Source organism: Arthrobacter sp. 10N418, assembly GCF_056394725.1.
On the sequence record NZ_JBFTIK010000013.1, the window covers coordinates 1 to 17,847 of the forward strand.

A 17,847-nucleotide genomic window follows, 5' to 3' on the forward strand; every position below is an offset into this window, starting at 1 on the left:
TCGCCGACCACACCAAATGGGGAACCCTCGGCATCAGCACCATCGCCGCCCTCGAAGACGCCGACGAACTCATCAGCGACGACCACCTCCCCGGCGAAGCCCGACGCATCCTCGCCCAACGCGTCGGCCGCCTACGCCTCGCCCCCACCAGGGCGGCGTAGTCCGGGGACAGAACACCGGCAGCCCCCTGGCCGGAGCACCTCACGTCCCCGGCGCGCTGGCCTGCGCCGCTCTCTCCGCGTGGACGGCAAGCGCCAGGGCGAAGCGGTCCGGGAGCGGCATATAGGCCAGCCGGAGCCACCGGGCGTCGGAGTAGGCATGGAAGCGCGCCGGAGTCACGTGCAGTTCCTCGGCGGCGCGCAGCACCTGCGTGTGCGCCGCGAGGTAGCGCGCAGGCGCCAGGGTGTTTTCGCGCAGATGAAGCTCCAGATGCACGTCCAGGTCGGCCAGGTCGAGGGCGGCCTCGGCCCGGGCCGTGCTGTCGAAGTCGAGCAGCCCGAGCGGGGCCGGGCCGTCGGTAGCGATGATTTGCGTGGCGTGCAGGCCCCCGTGGGCCCATACCGGTGGATCCGGGGCGGTCCGGAGCAGGTTCCTTGTCACTTGTCCTGCGGCGGCGCGCAACGCGTCGCGCTGAGAGGCCAGTTCCGGGACGTCTTCATTGTGACGCAGCCAGAGGTTCACCATCTTCCAGACTTTCCTGGCTTCCAGTTCCGCTGAATGGTGCGGCAGGCTGTTGAGGACGCTTTGCGCGTCGAGGCCATACGGGCGGGTCAGCTGCGCCACCCAGGAGCGCGACCATTTCTCCCATGCGCTCGCAAACGTGTCGTCGGCGACCGCAGCTTCCCCCGTCCCCAGATCCGAGGGAGTGGGTCCCGGGATGGCGCTGAAAACGATGACGTCCTGGGATCTCCGGGCAAGGATTCTGGGGGTTGCAAGGTGCCAGCGTCCAGCAGGATGTCCAGCTGTGCACAGCGCTCAGCGGCGACGGCGGCACGGCCGGAGCGGAAGACCTTGATGTAGCGGTCCTCCGCCCGGACGACCGCCCGGTCGTAAGGCCGATACTTGATGAGTTCCCCCCGCAGCGCTTCCGCCCGCAAGGCGGGCAGTTTCGGATCATCCGGCGGGATCAGTTCGAAGTGCCCGTGCCGCAGGCGGGCCCCCCTGACGCCGGGCCGTCCGGGGGCCAGGACCTCCAGGACGTAGGATCCTGGCGTCTTGTCCGGCCACGCCCTGCGGACCTGCCACGTTGTGCCGGTGTCGTCGACGGCGGACAAGGGGACGGGAGACGTCCCGTCCTGTCCGTCCATATCCACCGCGGTCCTCAACTCTCGCTGGCCGTATCCGGCGCACGCCGTTCGTGTGTCCAGAATGAGCCAGAACAATGAGGACCGGATGAAACGATCATGAAGAAACCCTCATAAACGCCAGCGTCGGTCCGTCCGGCGTCACGAGTCGTAGGCGAGCCTGCTGGAGAGCTCGCGGTGGGCGTCGGCCTGGGCCAGCAGCTCCTTGGACCGGGCCTCGAAGACCCCGACGGCGTCCGCGCCGGCGGCAAAGCGCAGCGGCGGCTCGTCCAGCCCGGCCAGTTGGATCAGGGCGTCGGCGAGCTTGGCCGGATCCCCGCCCTGCTGCCCGTCCATGCCTTTCCAGGCGGTGACTGTCTTCTCGGTCCTCTCGGCATAGTCCCCGATGGTGGATACGGCGTAGCTGGTGGATTCGGGGGTGAGGAGCTCGGTGCGGAAGAACCCCGGCTCCACGAGCATGGTGCGGATGCCGAACGGGGCGATCTCGGGGGCCAGGGATTCGGCCCAGCCCTCGACGCCGAATTTCGATGCGGCGTAGGCGGTGAGGAACTCCCCGCCGGCGATGCCGGCGGTGGAAGAGATCGTAATGACCAGCCCGGAGCGCTGGGCCCGCAGGACCGGCAGGGCGGCGCGGGTGACGTTCATGGGTCCGAACGTGGTGGTGTCGATCTGTTTCCGGAAGTCTTCCGGGGTGATCTCCTCGAAAAAGCCGGCGTAGAAGTTGCCGGCGTTGTTTACGAGCACGTCGATCCGGCCGAACCGGTCGACGGCGGCCTGGATGGCGGCGGTGGCGTCGGCGGGGTCGGTGACGTCGAGCTTTACGGCCAGCAGGTTCTCGTTCCCGCCGACGGCCCGGGTGACTTTTTCGGGGTTGCGGCCGGTGGCGACGACTGCGTGGCCGGCGGCGAGGGCGGCCTTGGCGATGTCGGTGCCCATCCCGCGGCCGGCGCCGGTAATGAACCAGACCTTCTTGCCGGCCGTGGCTTCCTTCTGCCCTGTCGTGTGTTCGTGTTCAGTCATGTCGCGGTTCTGTCTTTCCTGGGTTGGGTGTTCCCGGCTGCGCCCGGGAGCGCATGTCGGGGACGGTGGATCCGCGGGCCGGGTCGCCGGTGACGGTTGTTTCGGGAGGGGACGCCGCCCAGCTGGCCAGGAACGCCAGCGCGTGTTCGGACGCGGAGCCCAGCTCTGCCGTGAAGGTGAACAGGGTCTGTCCCTCATCGCCGGGAAGGTGCAGCGTCTCGAATTGCAGGGACAATTCCCCGGCGACCGGGTGGTGGAAGCGCTTGGTCCCCGTGGCGTGGATCCGAACGTCGTGCCCGGCCCACAGTGCGGCGAAAATTCCGCTGCGCGCGGCCAGCTCCCCGACCAGCTCATTGAGCGCCCGGTCGTGCGGGTTCTTCCCCGCTTCCTGGCGCAGCATCGCCACCGTGGTGGCCGCGATCGCGGGCCAGTCAGGATAGAAGTCACCCGCGTGCGGATCGAGGAACAGGTAGCGCGCCTGGTTCGGCAGCCGGCCCGGACTGTCCGGGCCCGCTTGCGCGGCGGAGTTGAACACCTCCGCGTACAGCGCACGGCCCAGTAGGTTGGCGGCCAGCACGTCCGAACGGCCGTTCTGCACCAAGGCCACCACTCCGGCCATGGCATCCAGGAGACGCAGCAGGCCGGGACGGACCCGCTGCGGCGGCCGGCGCGGCGCCCGGCTCGCCGGCGTGTTCGCCGTCCGCGCCAGGTCCATGAGGTGGGCCCGCTCGGCGTCGTTCAACTGAAGGGCCGAGGCGACAGCCTCGAGCACCCCGTCTGAGACGCCGCGAATGCTGCCGCGCTCCAGCCGCGTGTAATAGTCCGTGCTGACCCCGGCAAGCTGCGCCACTTCGTCCCGGCGCAGGCCCGGCACGCGCCGCAGCTCCCCGTAGCTGGGGATGCCGGCCTGCCCCGGGCCGATCTTCGCGCGCCGCGAGATCAGGAACTCACGGATTTCCTCTTCTCTGTCCACATCCACCACGCTACGCATCCCGGGCGGCCGGTGGCAGTGTCTGTCAGACATCCCCGGCCCGGCTCCGCCGATGCGGCCGTGGATCGCCCGGGAGCACTCGAGCGCACGTAGGATCGGCAAATGACAATTGACGAGTGGGAGCGCCGGGTAGCCGCTTTCTGGACGGCCTTCGAGGCATCCCCAACCGACGGCGGCGAAATCGTCGACGAGCTTGACGGGATCGCCGCCGCCTCGCCGGCAACCGACGGCCGCGCAGATTTCGAACGCGCCTGTATCCGCGATTCAACCGGGCGTACTGCCGAAGCGGTCGCCTTTTACGAGGCCGGCCTCGCTGCCGGACTCGATCCCATCAGGCAGACACGCACCTGTGTGCAGATGGCCAGCTCGCAGCGGGCACTCGGACACACCTCCGAAGCATTGAAGATCCTCTCCGGCACCGACCCGCATGCATTGGGCGGGGCGCCTGGCGCCGTGCGGGCACTGGCTCTACGGGACGCAGGCCGCCACGACGAGGCACTGCGCGTCGCGATCGAAGCCCTCATTCCCCATCTGCCCCGGTATCAGCGCTCGATGGCGAACTATGCGAGACTCCTGACAGAGAACTAGTACGAGGGGATCATCCATGACCTTCTTCCAGGACATCCCGGTGCCGCCCACTCCCCCGCGCGGGCGGGCAGTGAGGTACGTGCCGCCCGTGTGGGCCGGTGCCCCGCCGTACGAGCTGCCGGTCGTGGTCCATATCGGTCAGTTCCTGCACCGGAGCCCGACGATGGTGATGGCCGTCAAGAGCGCGGACGTCTTCTCAACGGGTTGTTCGTTCGATGTGTCCTGGGCGATCCGCCGGGGCGAACAGACCGATGAGGAGTGGGCGGATCTCAACCACATGTTCTTCCGGCCCGGACGCGCCGCCGGCAGTGGCTCCGGGAGAGCGTCGATGCTCCTGTTCGGCGCGGCTTTCCCTGACGGGTCCAAGTCCAGCACCGGCGCGCACCCTCACGGATTCTTCGACGACACTGAGGAGCCTGCTCCGCCGGTCCTGTCGATGAGAAACGGAGGCGGGAGCAGCGACGGCGACGAGTTCTCCGGCTCCGGCGCGCTCTGGCTCTGGCCGCTGCCACCGGCAGGGATGCTTCAGCTGGTCGCTGCGTGGAAAGACTTCGGCCTGGAGGAGTGCTCCATCTTCCTGGACGGGTCGCGGCTCCGTGCCGCCGCCACTGGCGTGCAGAAATTCTGGTGACCTGCGCAGCACCGTCCGATGCAGCCTGGCCGGCACCCCGAATTTCCCGACGGAGCCTGCTGGGGCTCGGCGCCGGCGCCCTGGCAGCCGCGTCGATCGCTGGATGCGCCGGCGGGGCCCCATCCAGCCGCACCCCACCGATAGCCATGCGCACCGGGAGCTTCACCTCACGGCTCCGGCTGCAGGAACCCACCGGCCGGTCCCTGGCCGTACCGGGAACCCCCGACGGCGGCACCCCCGGATCCCTGCCCGTGGCTCTTTTCCTGCACGGCGCACACGCCGATCACCGCATGGTCTTCGACGACCTGGGCGCTGACCGCGCCCTGGCACAGCATGTGGCCCGCGGCGGAACACCCTTCGCGATCGCTGCTGTGGACGGAGGCGAATCCTGGTGGCACCGCCGCGCGTCGGGCACGGACACGCAGTCCATGGTCGTGGAAGAAGTCCTCCCGTTGCTGGCCGGCCAGGGCCTCGACACCGGCAGGCTCGCAGTCTTCGGCCTGTCGATGGGCGGTTTCGGCGCCCTGCTCCTTGCCTCCCAGCACCGCCTCCCCGGTCTCCGCGCCGTGGCCGCCATGAGCCCCGCAATCTGGAGCCTGTACGACGCCGGCCGGTCCGACAACTTTGACAGCGCCGCGGACTTTGCGGCCAACGACATCTTTGCCCTGCGGGCGGAGCTGGAGACACTCCCGAAGAGAATTGACTGCGGCACTGCCGACAACCTGCTCTTCACCGTGAAGGACTACGTGAAAGACCTACCAGGTGAACATTCGGGAGGTTTTCAGGACGGCGGCCACGACAGCAACTACTGGCGCTCCATCCTCCCGAACGTCCCCTCGTTCCTGGGCCAGAACTTGGCCTAGAAGCCTTTGCCGACGCCGCCGAGGCAGAGCGCGCGGAACTCGACCAATGGCGGGACCTCAGCCTCAGTACCGGCATCGATGGCTGAGGGAGGGTCTGGCCGAAACCCCGCCAAAGCCCGGTCCGATACGGGTCTTGCGCGATACTAAGCATGCTGGTCTAATCATTCGGTAGGCCGCCTGCACGCGACCGACCTACCGAAAGGATGTACAGCCATGGGAATTCTCGCATTTCTCATTCTCGGCCTTATCGCAGGAGCAATTGCCAAAGCCATCCTCCCGGGCCGTCAGGGTGGCGGCTGGGTGATCACGCTCGTTCTGGGCGTCGTGGGCGCAATCCTCGGCGGCTGGATCGGCTCGTTGATCTTCGGCGGAGGCCTCGGCGACTTCTTCGATCTGCGGACCTGGCTCCTCTCCATCCTCGGCGCAGTCATTGTGCTCCTGATCTACGGCGCAGTAGCCGGCCGCAGAACCAGGGCATAGAGCTCCGGCGCCCCTCATTCCCCGGCAGGCCGACCTCCCGTCCGGCCTGCCGGGATCGACCCCGCACCCTCCGGCGGCTGAAAGGACCGATTCTCAGCGCTCGGCGATCGCCTTCACTCCCGCCACAAGGCTGTCCCACATGCTCTTTGAGTGCTGGGCTTCCTCGGCACTGGCGTTGTTGTCCTGCGAGAGCGCCAGAACTGTCACGCCCGACTGGTCCTTGAGGGTCCACGTGAGCGTGTGGTAGTTCCCGGGCGCATCCTCCTGGCCGCTCAACGGGCTGAAATGCGTGACCACGAGCCGCCGTCCGGGCTCGAACTCCAGGATCCTGCCCCTGTCCTCGTACGCTTTCCCGTCCCACACGCCTCGCCAGAGAATGGGACCGCCGACCTTCCAGTCGGTCAGGACATCCGTGCCGAACATGAACTCCTTGATGGCGTCAGGGTCGGTGAGCACGGACCACACGCGGTGTGCGGGCGCCTCGATGGTGATCGTCGACGTCGCGACATATTTTCCGGTCATGACCTTCCCCTTTTCGCTCCGGCCCCTTATCGCTCCGGGTCGGTGATCGCCAGCAGCACCTGGCACAGACACTACTCCGCCGATCGGATGCTCTCCTCTTTCCCCGGTCGAGCTCTGACCCCGAGGGCCGGGTGTCCCGGCCGCCGGGCGCAGCTATGGCCTCCCGCCTGCTGCGGTGCCAGTATGTTGAGAATCAGGCTCACCGGGCAGCCCCCGCTCCGGGCAGAAGGGACGCATGGCCATGAGCTACATCAACAACTTCGGCGATGTGGGACCAGGCGACGTCGCCGTGGCCGGCGGTAAAGGAATCGGACTGGGCGGCCTCGTTCAGGCCGGGCTGCCGGTCCCGCCGGGGTTTGTGCTGAACACCGCAGCCTATGCGGATTTTGTGGCAGCCAATCACCTCGAGCCCGGCATCCGTGAGATCGCTGCGTTGTCACCGCAGGCGGCGCCACAGGACTACGAGGAGGCGTCGAAACGGCTCCGGGCCCTGTTCGCCGGCGGCATCATGCCGGCCGCGATCGCAACAGAACTCGCCGCCGCCTATGGGCTTCTCGGCGACGGCGCTACAGCCGTGGCGGTGCGTTCCTCCGCCACGGCAGAGGACCTCGCCTCGGCCAGCTTCGCCGGCCAACAGGAAACGTACCTTAACATCCGCGGGGCGGAGGCCCTGGCCGCGGCCGTGACGGATTGCTGGGCTTCCCTGTGGACGGCGCGTGCCATGGCCTACCGGGCCCGTGAAGGCATCGGACCGGACACGGTACGCCTCGCCGTCGTGGTCCAGCGGATGGTCGAGGCCGAGGCGGCCGGTGTCATGTTCACCGCCAATCCGTCCAACGGGCGCCGCGACCAGATCGTGATCGGTGCCGCGTGGGGCCTGGGAGAGGCCGTGGTCAGCGGAACGGTCACGACGGATGACGTCGTCGTCGAAGCGGGGACGGGCCGTGTGCTCTCGCGCCGGACCGCTGACAAGGATGTCATGACTGTCTACGCGGAGCACGGTACGCGGGAGCAGCCGGTGCCGGCGGCGCGCCGTCGTCAGCCCGTACTGGACGACCAGGCGGCGGCCGGGCTGGCCAGCTATGGAACACGGATTATGGATCACTTCGGGGCGCCTCAGGACATCGAGTGGGCGAGGGCCGGCCACGAGTTCTTCATCCTGCAGTCCCGGCCCATCACCGCACTTCCTGAACCGGCAGCCGACACCCCGGATACGTGGCCGGTACCCTATCCGCACGGGCTGTACTTCCGGGCGAGCATCGTGGAACAGTTGCCCGATCCGCTCTCGCCGCTGTTCGCCGACCTCATTGACGGCTCCGTGTCCCGTTCGCTGAGAGCCTTGCTGGTCCAGGCGTTCGGCAAGAAGGTCATCCGCGAGGACGACGTCGGACTGCCCACCATCAACGGCTACGCCTACTACTACTACCGCACCTCGGGACTGTGGCGGCTGACGGGCAAGTTGCTGACCGCGGCACGGGCGCTGGCCCGCGGCAAGGCGCATCTGGGAGTGACCGGCTGGCGGGATTTTTCGCATCCACGCTACGCGCGGGTGATCAAGGACTGGTCGGCGAAGCCCGTCGGGCAGTTCTCCGGAGAGGAACTGCTGGAGGGTGTGCAGGCGCTGCTCGACGCCGGCACCGTGTACTACACGGCCGTTCAGTCAGTCATTCCGCTCGCCGCGACGTCCGAAATCTCTTTCGGGACGTATTACGGCAAATTCGTGCGGCGTGACGGCGATCCCCCCGCCCAGACGTTCCTCCTGGGTTACGACAGCGAACCGATCCGGGCGGAGAAGTCGCTGTACGACCTCGCGACCTGGACCCGGGGAGTTCCGGGGCTGGTCCGGGCGATCCTCAACGAACCTACGGCCGCGCTGGCTGTGTCTCAGCGCACCGGGCGCCCGCCTGCCGGTTTCGACCAGGCCCTCTGGCAGCAATGGCATCCCCGCTTCCAGGACCACCTCGGCCGGTTCGGCCATACCGTGTACAACCTGGATTTCGTCAGCCCGGTCCCGGCCGACGATCCCTCGCCGCTGCTGGAGACGGTGAAGTTCTACCTGCGGGGACGGGGCAATGACCCGCACGAGCGCCAGCGGCTGTCGGCCGCCCGGCGTGAGGACGAAACCAGCCGGATGCTGACCCGGCTCGGGCCGGCCCGCAAAGCCGCGTTCCTCCGGCTGCTCCGGTGGGCACAGCACGCCGGCCCGATCCGCGAGGATGCCCTGGCCGACGTCGGCCTGGCCTGGCCGCTGCTGCGGCGGATGCTGCTTGAACTCGGACAGCGGCTGGTTAATTCCGCCGTCATCGCGGAGCCCGCCGACGTGTTCTGGCTGCGCCACCAGGAGCTGCGGAGCGCCGTCGAGTTCGGCCTCGCCGGGCCGGGCGCACCGGCGGCCGTGGCCATTGCCGGCGCGGACCGGCCTGTACGTGCCGGCGCCGTCGAGGAGCGCAAGATGCTGTGGAGAGGCCAGGCCAAGGCCGCCGCCCCGCAACTGCTCCCGGAAAGCCGGTGGATGGAGCGGGCCTTCGGGAAGATGATGCCGGCAGGCTCGCCGGACCAGCCCGGCGACGTCATCAAAGGCGCCGGCGCCAGTTCAGGCAGGGTCAGCGCTCCCGCCCGCGTCCTGAGCGGGCCGCAGGATTTCGCCCGGATGACGCCCGGGGACGTCCTGGTCGCCCGCATCACGACGCCGGCCTGGACCTCGCTGTTCGCGATGGCTTCCGCCGTGGTGACCGACGTCGGCGGCCCGTTGAGTCACAGTTCGATCGTGGCCCGCGAGTACGGCATCCCGGCCGTGCTCGGCACCGGCGTGGCCACCCAGCGGCTTACCAGCGGCCAGCGGATCCGCGTGGACGGCGACGCCGGCACCGTCACGATCGAGCGGGGACCCCGTCCGGCCACCGGTGGATCCGGTTAGTCTCGGTGCCGCTGCTTCGCCCGCTCAACTCACCGCAATAAGGAACGCGAGACCAGCCAGCACAAGCGACACCGGGACCATGACGCGCTTTTCGTGCTTGCTCTTCGACGCAAGGTTGGGCAGCACGCTGAGTAACAGGTAGGCCGCGATCACCCACATCGCAGCCACGGCAATAAAGGGCACCGGGATAATCGAAACCAACGCAGCACGATCCAGGGCAACTACCGCGAAGACCGCGTAGACCAAGACCGAGACCGCGCTCCCGACACGGAGCCGCGGAGGAAGCACCGGGTTTTGGCCTCCCCAGGCGAACCGGCCGAGGGGAAGGCCGATGATGAGTAACAACTGGAACGCGGCAAGCATGCCGAGCAGCGTGCAGAATGCCAAGGGGATTTCCGGCGTCATGATGTGAAGGCTACAGGCCAGCCGCCAGGTTTAGCTCGGTTGCCCGGCGGACTGCTGGCAGCCGGCCGGTGGGCTGCACCGGTCACGTCGAACCGCGGTGGCCGGTCAAGCCGTGTTCGTAGGCGAAGATGACGGCGTGCACGCGGTCGCGCAGCCCGAGTTTCATCAGGATGCGGCCAACATGGGTCTTTACCGTGGATTCCGTGACGAACATTCGCTCGCCGATCTCTTTGTTCGAAAGTCCGCCGGCGATGGCCGACAGAACTTCCGACTCCCTGGGCGTCAAGGTGGCCACGGCTTCGTCGCCGCCGGAGGGCGGGCCGGAGGGAAGCCTTTGGCTGAAGAGATCCAGCATCCGGCGGCTGACCCTGGAGGAGATGGCCGCGTCTCCTCCGGCAACGGCCCTAATGGAAGCGAGCAGTTCAGCTGGTCCGACATCCTTTAGCAGAAAGCCACTGGCACCGGCCCGGAGTGCGGCGAAGGCATACTCGTCCAGGTCGAACGTCGTAAGGACGATGACCCGTGACAGCGGGCACTCACCGACAATCAGCCGGGTCGCTGCGATGCCGTCCGTGTGCGGCATCCGCACGTCCATCAGCACCACGTCCGGTGCCAGGCTGCGACACATTTCGATTCCAATCGTGCCGTCGGCGGCTTCGCCGACGACTTCGATCCCCTCCTGGGCGTCCAGAACCATGCGGAAACCCATTCGAACGAGTGTCTGGTCATCCACGAGCAGTACGCGGAGCGGGCGCACCGGCGGGGCGGTTACTTTTGCCATGGTGTTTCCTTGAACGGTGGGAATCGGGCGGCCACTGACCATCCCCCGCTGGCCAGGGGACCCGCGTCCAACGTGCCGCCATACAGTGCGACGCGCTCACGCATGCCAACGATGCCACGTCCGGCATGGTCGGCGGGAACAACCTGGGGCCGCCCGTCGTCGGCTACTGAGACCGTGGTCGCCTGTGCGGTGAACTGCACCCGAACCGCGACCTCATGTGCTGCGTTCGCGTACTTCAGCGCGTTGGTGAGCCCTTCCTGGATGACCCGGTAGATGGCCAACTGGATCCCGGAATCCGCAGGAGGAACGCCGTCCGAATGCAGGACCACCGGAAGTCCAGCGGAACGGAAAAGCTCCAGCAGCGCAGGGACGTCCTCCACACCTGGTGAAGGTGCAATCTCGCCGGGCACCAGACCGCCGCGGCCTTCGGTCAGGACCCCGAGCATCCGCCGCATGTCCGACACCGCAATGCGGCCCGTCCGGGCAACCTGGCGCATGGCCTCGACGGCGCGCACAGGATCAGTGGAGGCAATCTCCGCCGAACCATGTGCCAGCGAAATCATCACAGCCAAACCATGCGAGACGATGTCATGCATCTCCCGCGCGATCGCGTTGCGCTCCGCGGCAACCGCAATGCTGGCCAGATGTTCCCGTTCACGCATCAGGCGGTCGGCACGGTCCACGAGGGCGGCCACATGGCCGCGGCGTGTGCGTACGTTGATGCCGGCCAGTGCCGCGATCACCAGTACCGCCACCGCCTGGACGGCCTGGACCACTTCCACCATCGCCCCCGGCAGGAGGACCGCAGCGGCAAGGAGGACCGCGCTTGTCCCCAGCAGGCAGAGGACCGCGTGCCGCGCTGACCGGTGGACGGCGACGGCGTACAGCGCCAGGGCTGTCGCCAGCACGGCGAAGCTCGCCGGGGTCGCGAACGTGATCAGCATGATGCACGCTGTGGCGGCCAGCGACACCACCGGAGCTTTCCTGCGGAACAACAGCGCAGCGCCGGAGCCCAGCACAGCGAGCAACGGGAGAATGAGGCCCGGGCCCTGGTCCCCGCCACTGTGGAAGGCGATGGCTGCCGCCAGTGCCGGCCCTGTGTAGGCGGCGGTGACCACAAGGTCCGTGATGCGCGGGTGGGAGCGCCACCCGCCCCGCGGAATCGGTGCGCCCGCGGAATCCGGCGTTTCCAAAGCCGCTTCCGGCAACGCCGCCCGTCGCTCAGCGCCTCCAGTTTCGGTCATATTCCGGACTCTACCCGCCATGAAGAGCAACAGGGTCCCGTGACTGTCTGCGAGCAGCAGAGAGTGTCTTGTGGGTGCTGCGGTCATGATCACCGCGGCACCCGGCGGCGGATGGCGGTTCGCGCGATCGCCGGGAGGGAACCGATGAGAATGGCGAGCAGCAGGCCGAGCCCGAGCAGGACAGGAACCCGGACGGAAGTGCCGCCGGCCGGAAGGGTCAGGTGCTCGGCGGGATAGTCAATCATCTTGGCTGCGGACCGAGCAGTGGCACCGTCGGCATGCCGCGCCAGATCCTCGAGGGCGCCATCGAAACCGGGCACGCCGCCGGCGCCGCCGCCGAGGGCAACTACAGGCAAGTTCCGGGACGCAGCCCAGTCCCTCAATTGAGAGTCGGTATCCTGGTCCCCCACCGCCCCGGGAACAATGATCCTGTCCACCGGAGGCGCCAGCCGTTCCGGGACGGTCAGGAGAATCAGCCCGTGCCTGGTGGTGACAGTATCCGTGGCCGCGACTGCCACCGCCCGGGCGGCGAAAGACACGTTGTAGACCTCGAATGCGCCGGCGACGTCGATTTCGCCCACTCCGTTGAACAGCCCGACTCCGATTGTCGGCCGGAGCCACGGGAGGAGGGCGTTGAGTCCGATGGGGATGTCCGAGGGGGCGAAGGATTGGACGGGTATCTGGGCTGCCGCCCCGAGAGACCAGCCCGGGTAGTTCATAAGCCGGCCGACTCGTTCGGCTTCGGCAGCCCCCGCCAGGTCCTCCATGACGCTCAAGGCGCCCGGGATGCCGGAGGTGACCCCGGCGGTGGTCGTGATCATGCGGTCCTGGACGAATCGCACGCCTCCCATCCATTGGACCTCGGGATGGCTCTTCTTCAGAGCGCCCAAGCGTGACCAGTGGCTTGTCGCCTCGTGCCGTGCGAGGAGACCGGCCCCGGCCAGGACGCTCGATCCGTTGCAGACGCCCAGTATGCGGGCACCACGCCCTGATTGTTCCACGATCCACGCCCGCAGATCGGCTTCCTCCGGGCCCTCCGGGGCGCCGACGGCCGGGACGACCACTACGTCAGGCTGCCGGGCCGTACCCGATCGAATGTCCTCGAAGGTGTACGTGGGGACTATCGCCGGGCCCCCGTCGATTGCGGCGGGGACTCCTTGCGCCGCAATTGTGTAGACGGAAAACTCCGGGGAGCTGGCAAACACTTCGTAAGGAGCCAGAACGTCGCTCCCCACGGTGCCCGATGAGCCCAGGACGACAGCCACGACTATCGCACCGGACGAGGACGGCCGCTGCGTCGGAGGATCCTTCAGCTCCTGCGCAGACGGCTGAACGTGAGATTCCGCGTCCGACACCTGCGCGCCGGCAAATGCCACCGCTGCCACAGTGACGAGGGACAATCCCACCGAGAGTGCGGCGTGGACATAGGACTTTGGGCGGGAAGCCATGGGCGGGTCTCGATTCCGTGGAGAGGTGCGGGGGCCTGAAGCTGTGCGTGCCCTGATTGCACTTTCACGCTACGGATTGCCCACCACAGGCACATCGGCCGGCGGGACACTCCCCAACCGTCACCGCTGGTACCCGGGTACTACGCGATCACCGACGTCGGCGCCCTCCCGACCACCTGTCCACTGCACAGCCAGCGCAAAGGTTCCCCTAAGTCCCCAACAATCCCCCTGCAGGAGAGTGGTTGCAGGAACACCGGCTCCAAGGAGGACCCTGATGATCATCTACCGCCCCATCGCCCCGCTGACGACCGGACGAACCGGACTCAAGGCAGCGCTGGCCGCCATGGCCCTGACCGCCATACTGGGCACAACCTGGCAGGTCTCCGACGAATCCTCGGGGCCACAGGAATCCACCGCGGAATCGGCGTCGAACGCGCACCCGGCCGGGGAGTCCCCCACCAGGCGATCTTCCAGCTGAACCGACCCTTGACCGGCGATACTCACCGATATATCGTTAACTATCGCCGAATAGTCGGTGGCCATCACAGGGCGCAACTGCAGCGGAAGGACGATGCCGATATGAAAGGCATGCACGACGACAAAATTTCAGACGACGGATCCACCCAGGGAGGATTCGGCGGCAGGAGCCGCCGCGGGCCCCACGGACACGGCGGCTTCGGGCCGGGCCGCGGGTTTGGGCCGGGCTTCGGACCAGGTTTTGGGCCGGGCTTCGGGCCGGGATCTGGCCCCGGTGGCTCGCGGCGGGCCAACAGGGGCGATGTTCGCTCGGCAATCCTCTCCCTTCTGGCCGAATCACCCTCCAACGGCTACGGCCTGATCAAGACAATCGCCGAAAAGACCTCCGGAGCCTGGCGTCCGAGCCCGGGCTCCGTATACCCGACGCTGCAGCAGCTCGTGGATGAAGAGCTCATCACGGCCGTCGGTGACGGCCGCGGCACCGAGTTCACGCTCACCGATGCGGGCCGGGCCTACGTATCCGATCACGCCGAGGAGCTGGGGAACGCGTGGAACACCGACCCGCAGGGATCGGGGCCTGCTTTTCATCAGAGCGTCGGGAAACTCATGGGAGTCATCCACCAGTTCCGCTTCTCGGCCACCGAGGAACAACGCACTGCGGCGATGGAAAAAATCGACGAAACCCGCCGGGCGCTCTACCACATCCTCGCCGACTAGCACCGCCGCCCGGAGCGTCCGCACAGCCCCCCGTCCACCGCCGCGGCATCAGCCCGGGCTGGCCAGCCGGTCCTTCGCGTGGCGGCTTCCAGGTCCGACCGGCACAAGCTCGGTGGCTTGCGAGAGGCCAGGCGCTGCGGTGCGTACCGAGGACGGCTGGACATCAACACCAGGCCCTCCCCCGGCATCGAGCCGCTGACGTCCATGATCGCGGAATACCCGGGCACATCCCTCGGTGCGGCTTAACGTCAGCGCCGCGTTCACGCCCGAGGAGGTCATCGAATCCGTCAGCAGCAGCAGCAGCACCGAGATTGGACTGGCTGCTTAGCAGCTTTCAAAGTCGGTCAGGACCTTGATCTTGTCCGCCGAGGCTGATTCCGGGTCGAAGGTGTAGCCGATCCATTCGCGGGCCAGGCGCCGCGCGAGTTCGATGCCCACCACGCGTTGGCCGATGGTGAGGACCTGACAGCCATTGGAGAGGACCGAGCGTTCCACCGAGAATGAGTCGTGTGCTGTCGTGGCTCGGATTCCGTCCACTTTGTTGGCTGCAATGGCAACACCGATCCCGGTCCCGCAGAACAGGATGGCCCGGTCAGCTCTGCCGTCCCGGATCATTTCCCCGGCGGCGATCCCGACATAGGGGTAGGGCCTTGTGAAGTCTTCGCGCGCATCTTTGCGGTTTACGCCGATGTCGATGACTTCGCTGACGCGCGGATCCCGCAGCAGGTCCTCCACGATCTGCTATTTGTAGTCGACTCCGGCTTCGTCCGCTCCCACGATGATTCGCAGCCTCACGGGTTGTCCGCCTGTCTTCATGATTGTGCTCCGCACTGTTCCTGGGCCGAGGTGGCATCGCCATCCGCGACGTGACTGCCTGTGAGGTGCGGGCTCATAACGGTGAAAATCAACGCCAGGGACGTGGCCCCGGGATCCGGTGTTCCCACGCTCTTTTCGGCGAGCGGCCGCGCCCGTCCCTTCAATGGGCGCAGTGCTGCGGTGGCCTTGGCTGCCGCCGTTGCTTCAAGCGCGGCAGCATCCCATGCCTGACGCGGTTCCGCGCCGTTAACTGCCAGGCGGGTGAAGGTTTCGATGAAGGGCACCAGTGCATCCACCATGGTTTTATCGCCGGGCTCTGCTTTGCCGAGTCCGGTGATTCTGTCCGAGAACGCGTGCACTCCGGCCGCCAGTTCTTTGGCTTCCGGGCTGCGTTGGTCTCCCAGCGACTCCCCGAACGCCCGCAGTCCTGCGCCCCAGAGGATGCCGGACGTGCCGCCGGCCTTGTCCGCCCAGGCATCACCCGCCGCGATGAAGACCGAGCCTGCCCCGGCACCCTGCGAAGCCGCGGCCGCGGCGGCGGCGGTTGCGGCGTCGATCCCGCGGACCATTCCGCGGCCGTGGTCGCCGTCCCCGGCGACGGCGTCCATGTTCCCGAGCCGGGTTTCGGCGGTGTGCAGGCAGTCACGGGCGGCGTCCAATGCCGCCCGGCAGTTGGAGGCGTACTCGCGCGATTCCTCCGTTGCCTCAAAAGTGGCAGGTGCGGTGGCGCCGTCGGGCGGTTCCTCACCGGTCGCGTCGACTGACTGAACGCCGGCGTTTCCGCGGCGGTAGGCCGGCGTCTCCGCCGGCGCTGTCCAGAGCGGCTCCAGTTCCTCATCCAGCCAGGTGATGGTGAGGGAAACACCGGACATGTCCAGGCTGGTGACCAGTTCGCCCACCTCGGGCATGACCAGAGTGTAGCCGGCGTCTCTCAGCAGCGGAGCGACGGTCAGCCACAGCACAAAGAGTTCCTCGTGCTTCGTGGAGCCCAGCCCGTTGAGGATGACCGCCAGTCGGTCACCGGCACCATCAGGTGTTTCCGCCAGCAACCGGGAGACGAACTCCCGGCCGAGTTCCTTGGCGGACGGCAAGTCAGTGTCGAACAGGCCGGGTTCGCCGTGGATTCCGAGCCCGAGCCCCATCTGCTTGTCTTTGAGTGCGAACAGCGGGGCGTCCGCACCAGGGAACGTGCAGCCGTGGAATGCGCTGCCGATCGTGCGGGTGAGGGTGTTTGCCTTCCGGCCGAGTCGTCCCACTTCGGCCAGGTCCGCGCCCGCTTCGGCTGCCGCGCCCATGATTTTGAAGACGGTGAAGTCTCCGGCAATGCCACGGCGCTTGTCGGCTTCCGACGGTGGCGCGCTGGCGATGTCATCCGTCACCAGGACATTCTCAACCGGGATGCCCTCGGCGGCCAGCCGCTCTCTGGCCATGCCGAAGTTCATCACGTCGCCGGCGTAGTTACCGCAGGTGAACACCACACCGGCGCCGGAATCCGCGGCCTTGGCAACGGCATAGGCCTGCTGCGCGGAGGGCGAGGTGAAGATGTTGCCGACCACGGCGCCGTCGGCCAGACCGGTGCCGATCAGGCCGGCGAACGCCGGGTAGTGCCCGGAGCCGCCACCGGCCAGACCGGTGCCGATCAGGCCGGCGAACGCCGGGTAGTGCCCGGAGCCGCCACCGGCCAGGACCGCCACTTTGGGTTTGGAGGGACGGTGGCGCCGCACCGCACTGCCGGGAACTTGGCGCACCAGCCCGGAATGGACGTCGCAGAATCCGGCAAGGGCTTCCTCCGCGAACTCGGAGGGATCGTTGAAAATCTTGGTCATGATGGGCTCTCTGACGTGGCCGAGGTCGTTAGTGGATGTGGCTTCCGCCGTTGATGTCGATGGTGGTCCCGGTGAGGTAGCCGGTTTCCTCGGAGGACAGGAAGGTGATGACCGCGGCGATTTCCTCCGTGGTGGCGTTCCGGCCCAGGGGGATGCCGGCGTTGATCGCGGCCTCCTGCTCGTCCGTGCTACCCACGCGGATGTTGGTGTCCACGGCGCCCGGCGTGATGGCGTTGACGGTGACGCCGGTGGCGCCGATTTCGCGGGCCAGCGCCTTGGTCAGGCCCAGGATGGCGGCCTTCGCGGCGGAGTAGGGGACCTTGCCGAACACGCCGCCGCCGCGCTGGGCGGAGACTGAGGACATGTTGACGATCCGGCCCCAGCCGTTCTCGATCATGTCCGGCAGAAACGCCTTCGTCACCAGGTAGGTTCCGGTTGCGTTGACGTCCATGACCTTGTGCCAGAGGTTCAGCGTGGTTTCCAGGAACGGGACCGGGGAGGTGATGCCGGCAATGTTGGCCAGGGCTCCCACCGGGGGCAGGATGCCGGCGGTGACCTCGGCCTTGACGGCGGCGTAGGCGGCGTTGACGGAGCTTTCGTTGGCGACGTCGATCTCGTGGCCGAACGCCGGCACGTTGTACTCGTTGCCGATTTCGGCGGCGACCTTGGCGGACTTCTCGCCGTCGAGGTCCAGGATCACGACGGCCCAGCCCTGGCTGGCGTAGCGGCGGGCAGTAGTGATGCCGATGCCCCGGTCCGAGGTCGCTCCGGTGAGGACGGCGGTGCGCTGGATGGTGGTGGTCATGATGCTCCTTGG

General features: G+C 67.6%; 18 protein-coding genes. 7 read left to right on the top strand and 11 right to left on the bottom strand.

Features of this window, described 5'->3' with window-relative positions; translation table 11 throughout:
- Positions 1 to 201: 201 nt before the first annotated feature.
- From AC1DCZ_RS11625 to AC1DCZ_RS11635, 3 genes are all read right to left on the bottom strand, one after another.
- Positions 202 to 783 carry a phosphotransferase gene (locus AC1DCZ_RS11625; RefSeq protein ID WP_476974713.1) on the bottom strand — a complete coding sequence of 194 codons (582 nt, stop codon included), beginning with the start codon at positions 781 to 783 and terminating at the stop codon, positions 202 to 204.
- 662 nt (positions 784 to 1,445) lie between these two features.
- Positions 1,446 to 2,324 (bottom strand): SDR family oxidoreductase, encoded by an 879-nt coding sequence (locus AC1DCZ_RS11630; protein ID WP_476974714.1) that lies wholly within the window; start codon positions 2,322 to 2,324, stop codon positions 1,446 to 1,448.
- Positions 2,317 to 3,297, bottom strand: a complete 981-nt coding sequence (locus tag AC1DCZ_RS11635; protein WP_476974715.1) for a helix-turn-helix transcriptional regulator — start codon at positions 3,295 to 3,297, stop codon at positions 2,317 to 2,319. Before AC1DCZ_RS11635 ends, AC1DCZ_RS11630 begins: the two co-directional genes overlap by 8 nt.
- A gap of 120 nt (positions 3,298 to 3,417) precedes the next feature.
- Between AC1DCZ_RS11635 and AC1DCZ_RS11640 the strand changes: the two genes are divergently transcribed.
- The 4 genes from AC1DCZ_RS11640 to AC1DCZ_RS11655 all read left to right on the top strand — a co-directional run bounded on the left by AC1DCZ_RS11640 (position 3,418) and on the right by AC1DCZ_RS11655 (position 5,877).
- Positions 3,418 to 3,903: a tetratricopeptide repeat protein gene (locus tag AC1DCZ_RS11640; protein ID WP_476974716.1), complete on the top strand. Its 486-nt coding sequence runs from the start codon at positions 3,418 to 3,420 to the stop codon at positions 3,901 to 3,903.
- A 16-nt stretch (positions 3,904 to 3,919) separates the two neighbouring features.
- Positions 3,920 to 4,534: a hypothetical protein gene (locus AC1DCZ_RS11645; protein WP_476974717.1), complete on the top strand. Its 615-nt coding sequence runs from the start codon at positions 3,920 to 3,922 to the stop codon at positions 4,532 to 4,534.
- Entirely contained in the window at positions 4,531 to 5,397 is an 867-nt protein-coding gene (locus tag AC1DCZ_RS11650) for an alpha/beta hydrolase (protein ID WP_476974718.1), read from the top strand. Before AC1DCZ_RS11645 ends, AC1DCZ_RS11650 begins: the two co-directional genes overlap by 4 nt.
- 213 nt (positions 5,398 to 5,610) lie before the next feature.
- Entirely contained in the window at positions 5,611 to 5,877 is a 267-nt protein-coding gene (locus tag AC1DCZ_RS11655) for a GlsB/YeaQ/YmgE family stress response membrane protein (RefSeq protein ID WP_476974719.1), read from the top strand.
- A gap of 93 nt (positions 5,878 to 5,970) precedes the next feature.
- Here the strand turns inward: AC1DCZ_RS11655 and AC1DCZ_RS11660 are convergent, their stop codons facing one another.
- Positions 5,971 to 6,399: an SRPBCC family protein gene (locus tag AC1DCZ_RS11660; protein ID WP_476974720.1), complete on the bottom strand. Its 429-nt coding sequence runs from the start codon at positions 6,397 to 6,399 to the stop codon at positions 5,971 to 5,973.
- Between the two features lie 241 nt (positions 6,400 to 6,640).
- On the opposite strand from AC1DCZ_RS11660, the gene AC1DCZ_RS11665 reads away from it, so the two are divergent.
- Positions 6,641 to 9,316: a PEP/pyruvate-binding domain-containing protein gene (locus AC1DCZ_RS11665; protein ID WP_476974721.1), complete on the top strand. Its 2,676-nt coding sequence runs from the start codon at positions 6,641 to 6,643 to the stop codon at positions 9,314 to 9,316.
- 24 nt (positions 9,317 to 9,340) lie between these two features.
- On the opposite strand, the gene AC1DCZ_RS11670 is transcribed toward AC1DCZ_RS11665, so the two are convergent.
- The 4 genes from AC1DCZ_RS11670 to AC1DCZ_RS11685 form a co-directional block, all read right to left on the bottom strand.
- Positions 9,341 to 9,721, bottom strand: a complete 381-nt coding sequence (locus tag AC1DCZ_RS11670; RefSeq protein WP_476974722.1) for a hypothetical protein — start codon at positions 9,719 to 9,721, stop codon at positions 9,341 to 9,343.
- A gap of 82 nt (positions 9,722 to 9,803) precedes the next feature.
- On the bottom strand, positions 9,804 to 10,502 hold the full coding sequence (locus tag AC1DCZ_RS11675; protein WP_476974723.1) for a response regulator: 699 nt from the start codon (positions 10,500 to 10,502) through the stop codon (positions 9,804 to 9,806).
- Positions 10,490 to 11,746, bottom strand: coding sequence for a sensor histidine kinase (locus AC1DCZ_RS11680; RefSeq protein WP_476974724.1), 1,257 nt, complete (start codon positions 11,744 to 11,746; stop codon positions 10,490 to 10,492). The genes AC1DCZ_RS11675 and AC1DCZ_RS11680 overlap by 13 nt, the downstream gene beginning before the upstream one ends.
- 89 nt (positions 11,747 to 11,835) lie before the next feature.
- A complete protein-coding gene (locus AC1DCZ_RS11685; protein ID WP_476974725.1) occupies positions 11,836 to 13,194 on the bottom strand; it encodes a DJ-1/PfpI family protein in 1,359 nt (452 codons plus the stop codon).
- Positions 13,195 to 13,468: 274 nt separating this feature from the next.
- Between AC1DCZ_RS11685 and AC1DCZ_RS11690 the strand changes: the two genes are divergently transcribed.
- Positions 13,469 to 13,672: a hypothetical protein gene (locus AC1DCZ_RS11690; RefSeq protein ID WP_476974726.1), complete on the top strand. Its 204-nt coding sequence runs from the start codon at positions 13,469 to 13,471 to the stop codon at positions 13,670 to 13,672.
- A 101-nt stretch (positions 13,673 to 13,773) separates the two neighbouring features.
- Positions 13,774 to 14,388: a PadR family transcriptional regulator gene (locus AC1DCZ_RS11695; RefSeq protein ID WP_476974727.1), complete on the top strand. Its 615-nt coding sequence runs from the start codon at positions 13,774 to 13,776 to the stop codon at positions 14,386 to 14,388.
- Between the two features lie 324 nt (positions 14,389 to 14,712).
- Here the strand turns inward: AC1DCZ_RS11695 and AC1DCZ_RS11700 are convergent, their stop codons facing one another.
- The 3 genes from AC1DCZ_RS11700 to AC1DCZ_RS11710 all read right to left on the bottom strand — a co-directional run bounded on the left by AC1DCZ_RS11700 (position 14,713) and on the right by AC1DCZ_RS11710 (position 17,835).
- A complete protein-coding gene (locus AC1DCZ_RS11700) occupies positions 14,713 to 15,126 on the bottom strand; it encodes an RpiB/LacA/LacB family sugar-phosphate isomerase (RefSeq protein WP_476974885.1) in 414 nt (137 codons plus the stop codon).
- Between the two features lie 74 nt (positions 15,127 to 15,200).
- Positions 15,201 to 17,030, bottom strand: coding sequence for a dihydroxyacetone kinase family protein (locus AC1DCZ_RS11705; RefSeq protein WP_476974728.1), 1,830 nt, complete (start codon positions 17,028 to 17,030; stop codon positions 15,201 to 15,203).
- A 28-nt stretch (positions 17,031 to 17,058) separates the two neighbouring features.
- Complete coding sequence (locus AC1DCZ_RS11710) at positions 17,059 to 17,835, bottom strand: SDR family NAD(P)-dependent oxidoreductase (RefSeq protein WP_476974729.1); 777 nt, start codon at positions 17,833 to 17,835, stop codon at positions 17,059 to 17,061.
- Between the last annotated feature and the right edge of the window lie 12 nt (positions 17,836 to 17,847).

Coding starts and splice junctions, on each gene's coding strand:
- AC1DCZ_RS11630 (WP_476974714.1), bottom strand. CDS start 2,324: ATGACTGAACACGAACACACGACAGGGCAGAAGGAAGCCACGGCCGGC.
- AC1DCZ_RS11640 (WP_476974716.1), top strand. CDS start 3,418: ATGACAATTGACGAGTGGGAGCGCCGGGTAGCCGCTTTCTGGACGGCC.
- AC1DCZ_RS11645 (WP_476974717.1), top strand. CDS start 3,920: ATGACCTTCTTCCAGGACATCCCGGTGCCGCCCACTCCCCCGCGCGGG.
- AC1DCZ_RS11655 (WP_476974719.1), top strand. CDS start 5,611: ATGGGAATTCTCGCATTTCTCATTCTCGGCCTTATCGCAGGAGCAATT.
- AC1DCZ_RS11660 (WP_476974720.1), bottom strand. CDS start 6,399: ATGACCGGAAAATATGTCGCGACGTCGACGATCACCATCGAGGCGCCC.
- AC1DCZ_RS11665 (WP_476974721.1), top strand. CDS start 6,641: ATGAGCTACATCAACAACTTCGGCGATGTGGGACCAGGCGACGTCGCC.
- AC1DCZ_RS11670 (WP_476974722.1), bottom strand. CDS start 9,721: ATGACGCCGGAAATCCCCTTGGCATTCTGCACGCTGCTCGGCATGCTT.
- AC1DCZ_RS11675 (WP_476974723.1), bottom strand. CDS start 10,502: ATGGCAAAAGTAACCGCCCCGCCGGTGCGCCCGCTCCGCGTACTGCTC.
- AC1DCZ_RS11680 (WP_476974724.1), bottom strand. CDS start 11,746: ATGACCGAAACTGGAGGCGCTGAGCGACGGGCGGCGTTGCCGGAAGCG.
- AC1DCZ_RS11685 (WP_476974725.1), bottom strand. CDS start 13,194: ATGGCTTCCCGCCCAAAGTCCTATGTCCACGCCGCACTCTCGGTGGGA.
- AC1DCZ_RS11690 (WP_476974726.1), top strand. CDS start 13,469: ATGATCATCTACCGCCCCATCGCCCCGCTGACGACCGGACGAACCGGA.
- AC1DCZ_RS11695 (WP_476974727.1), top strand. CDS start 13,774: ATGAAAGGCATGCACGACGACAAAATTTCAGACGACGGATCCACCCAG.
- AC1DCZ_RS11705 (WP_476974728.1), bottom strand. CDS start 17,030: ATGACCAAGATTTTCAACGATCCCTCCGAGTTCGCGGAGGAAGCCCTT.
- AC1DCZ_RS11710 (WP_476974729.1), bottom strand. CDS start 17,835: ATGACCACCACCATCCAGCGCACCGCCGTCCTCACCGGAGCGACCTCG.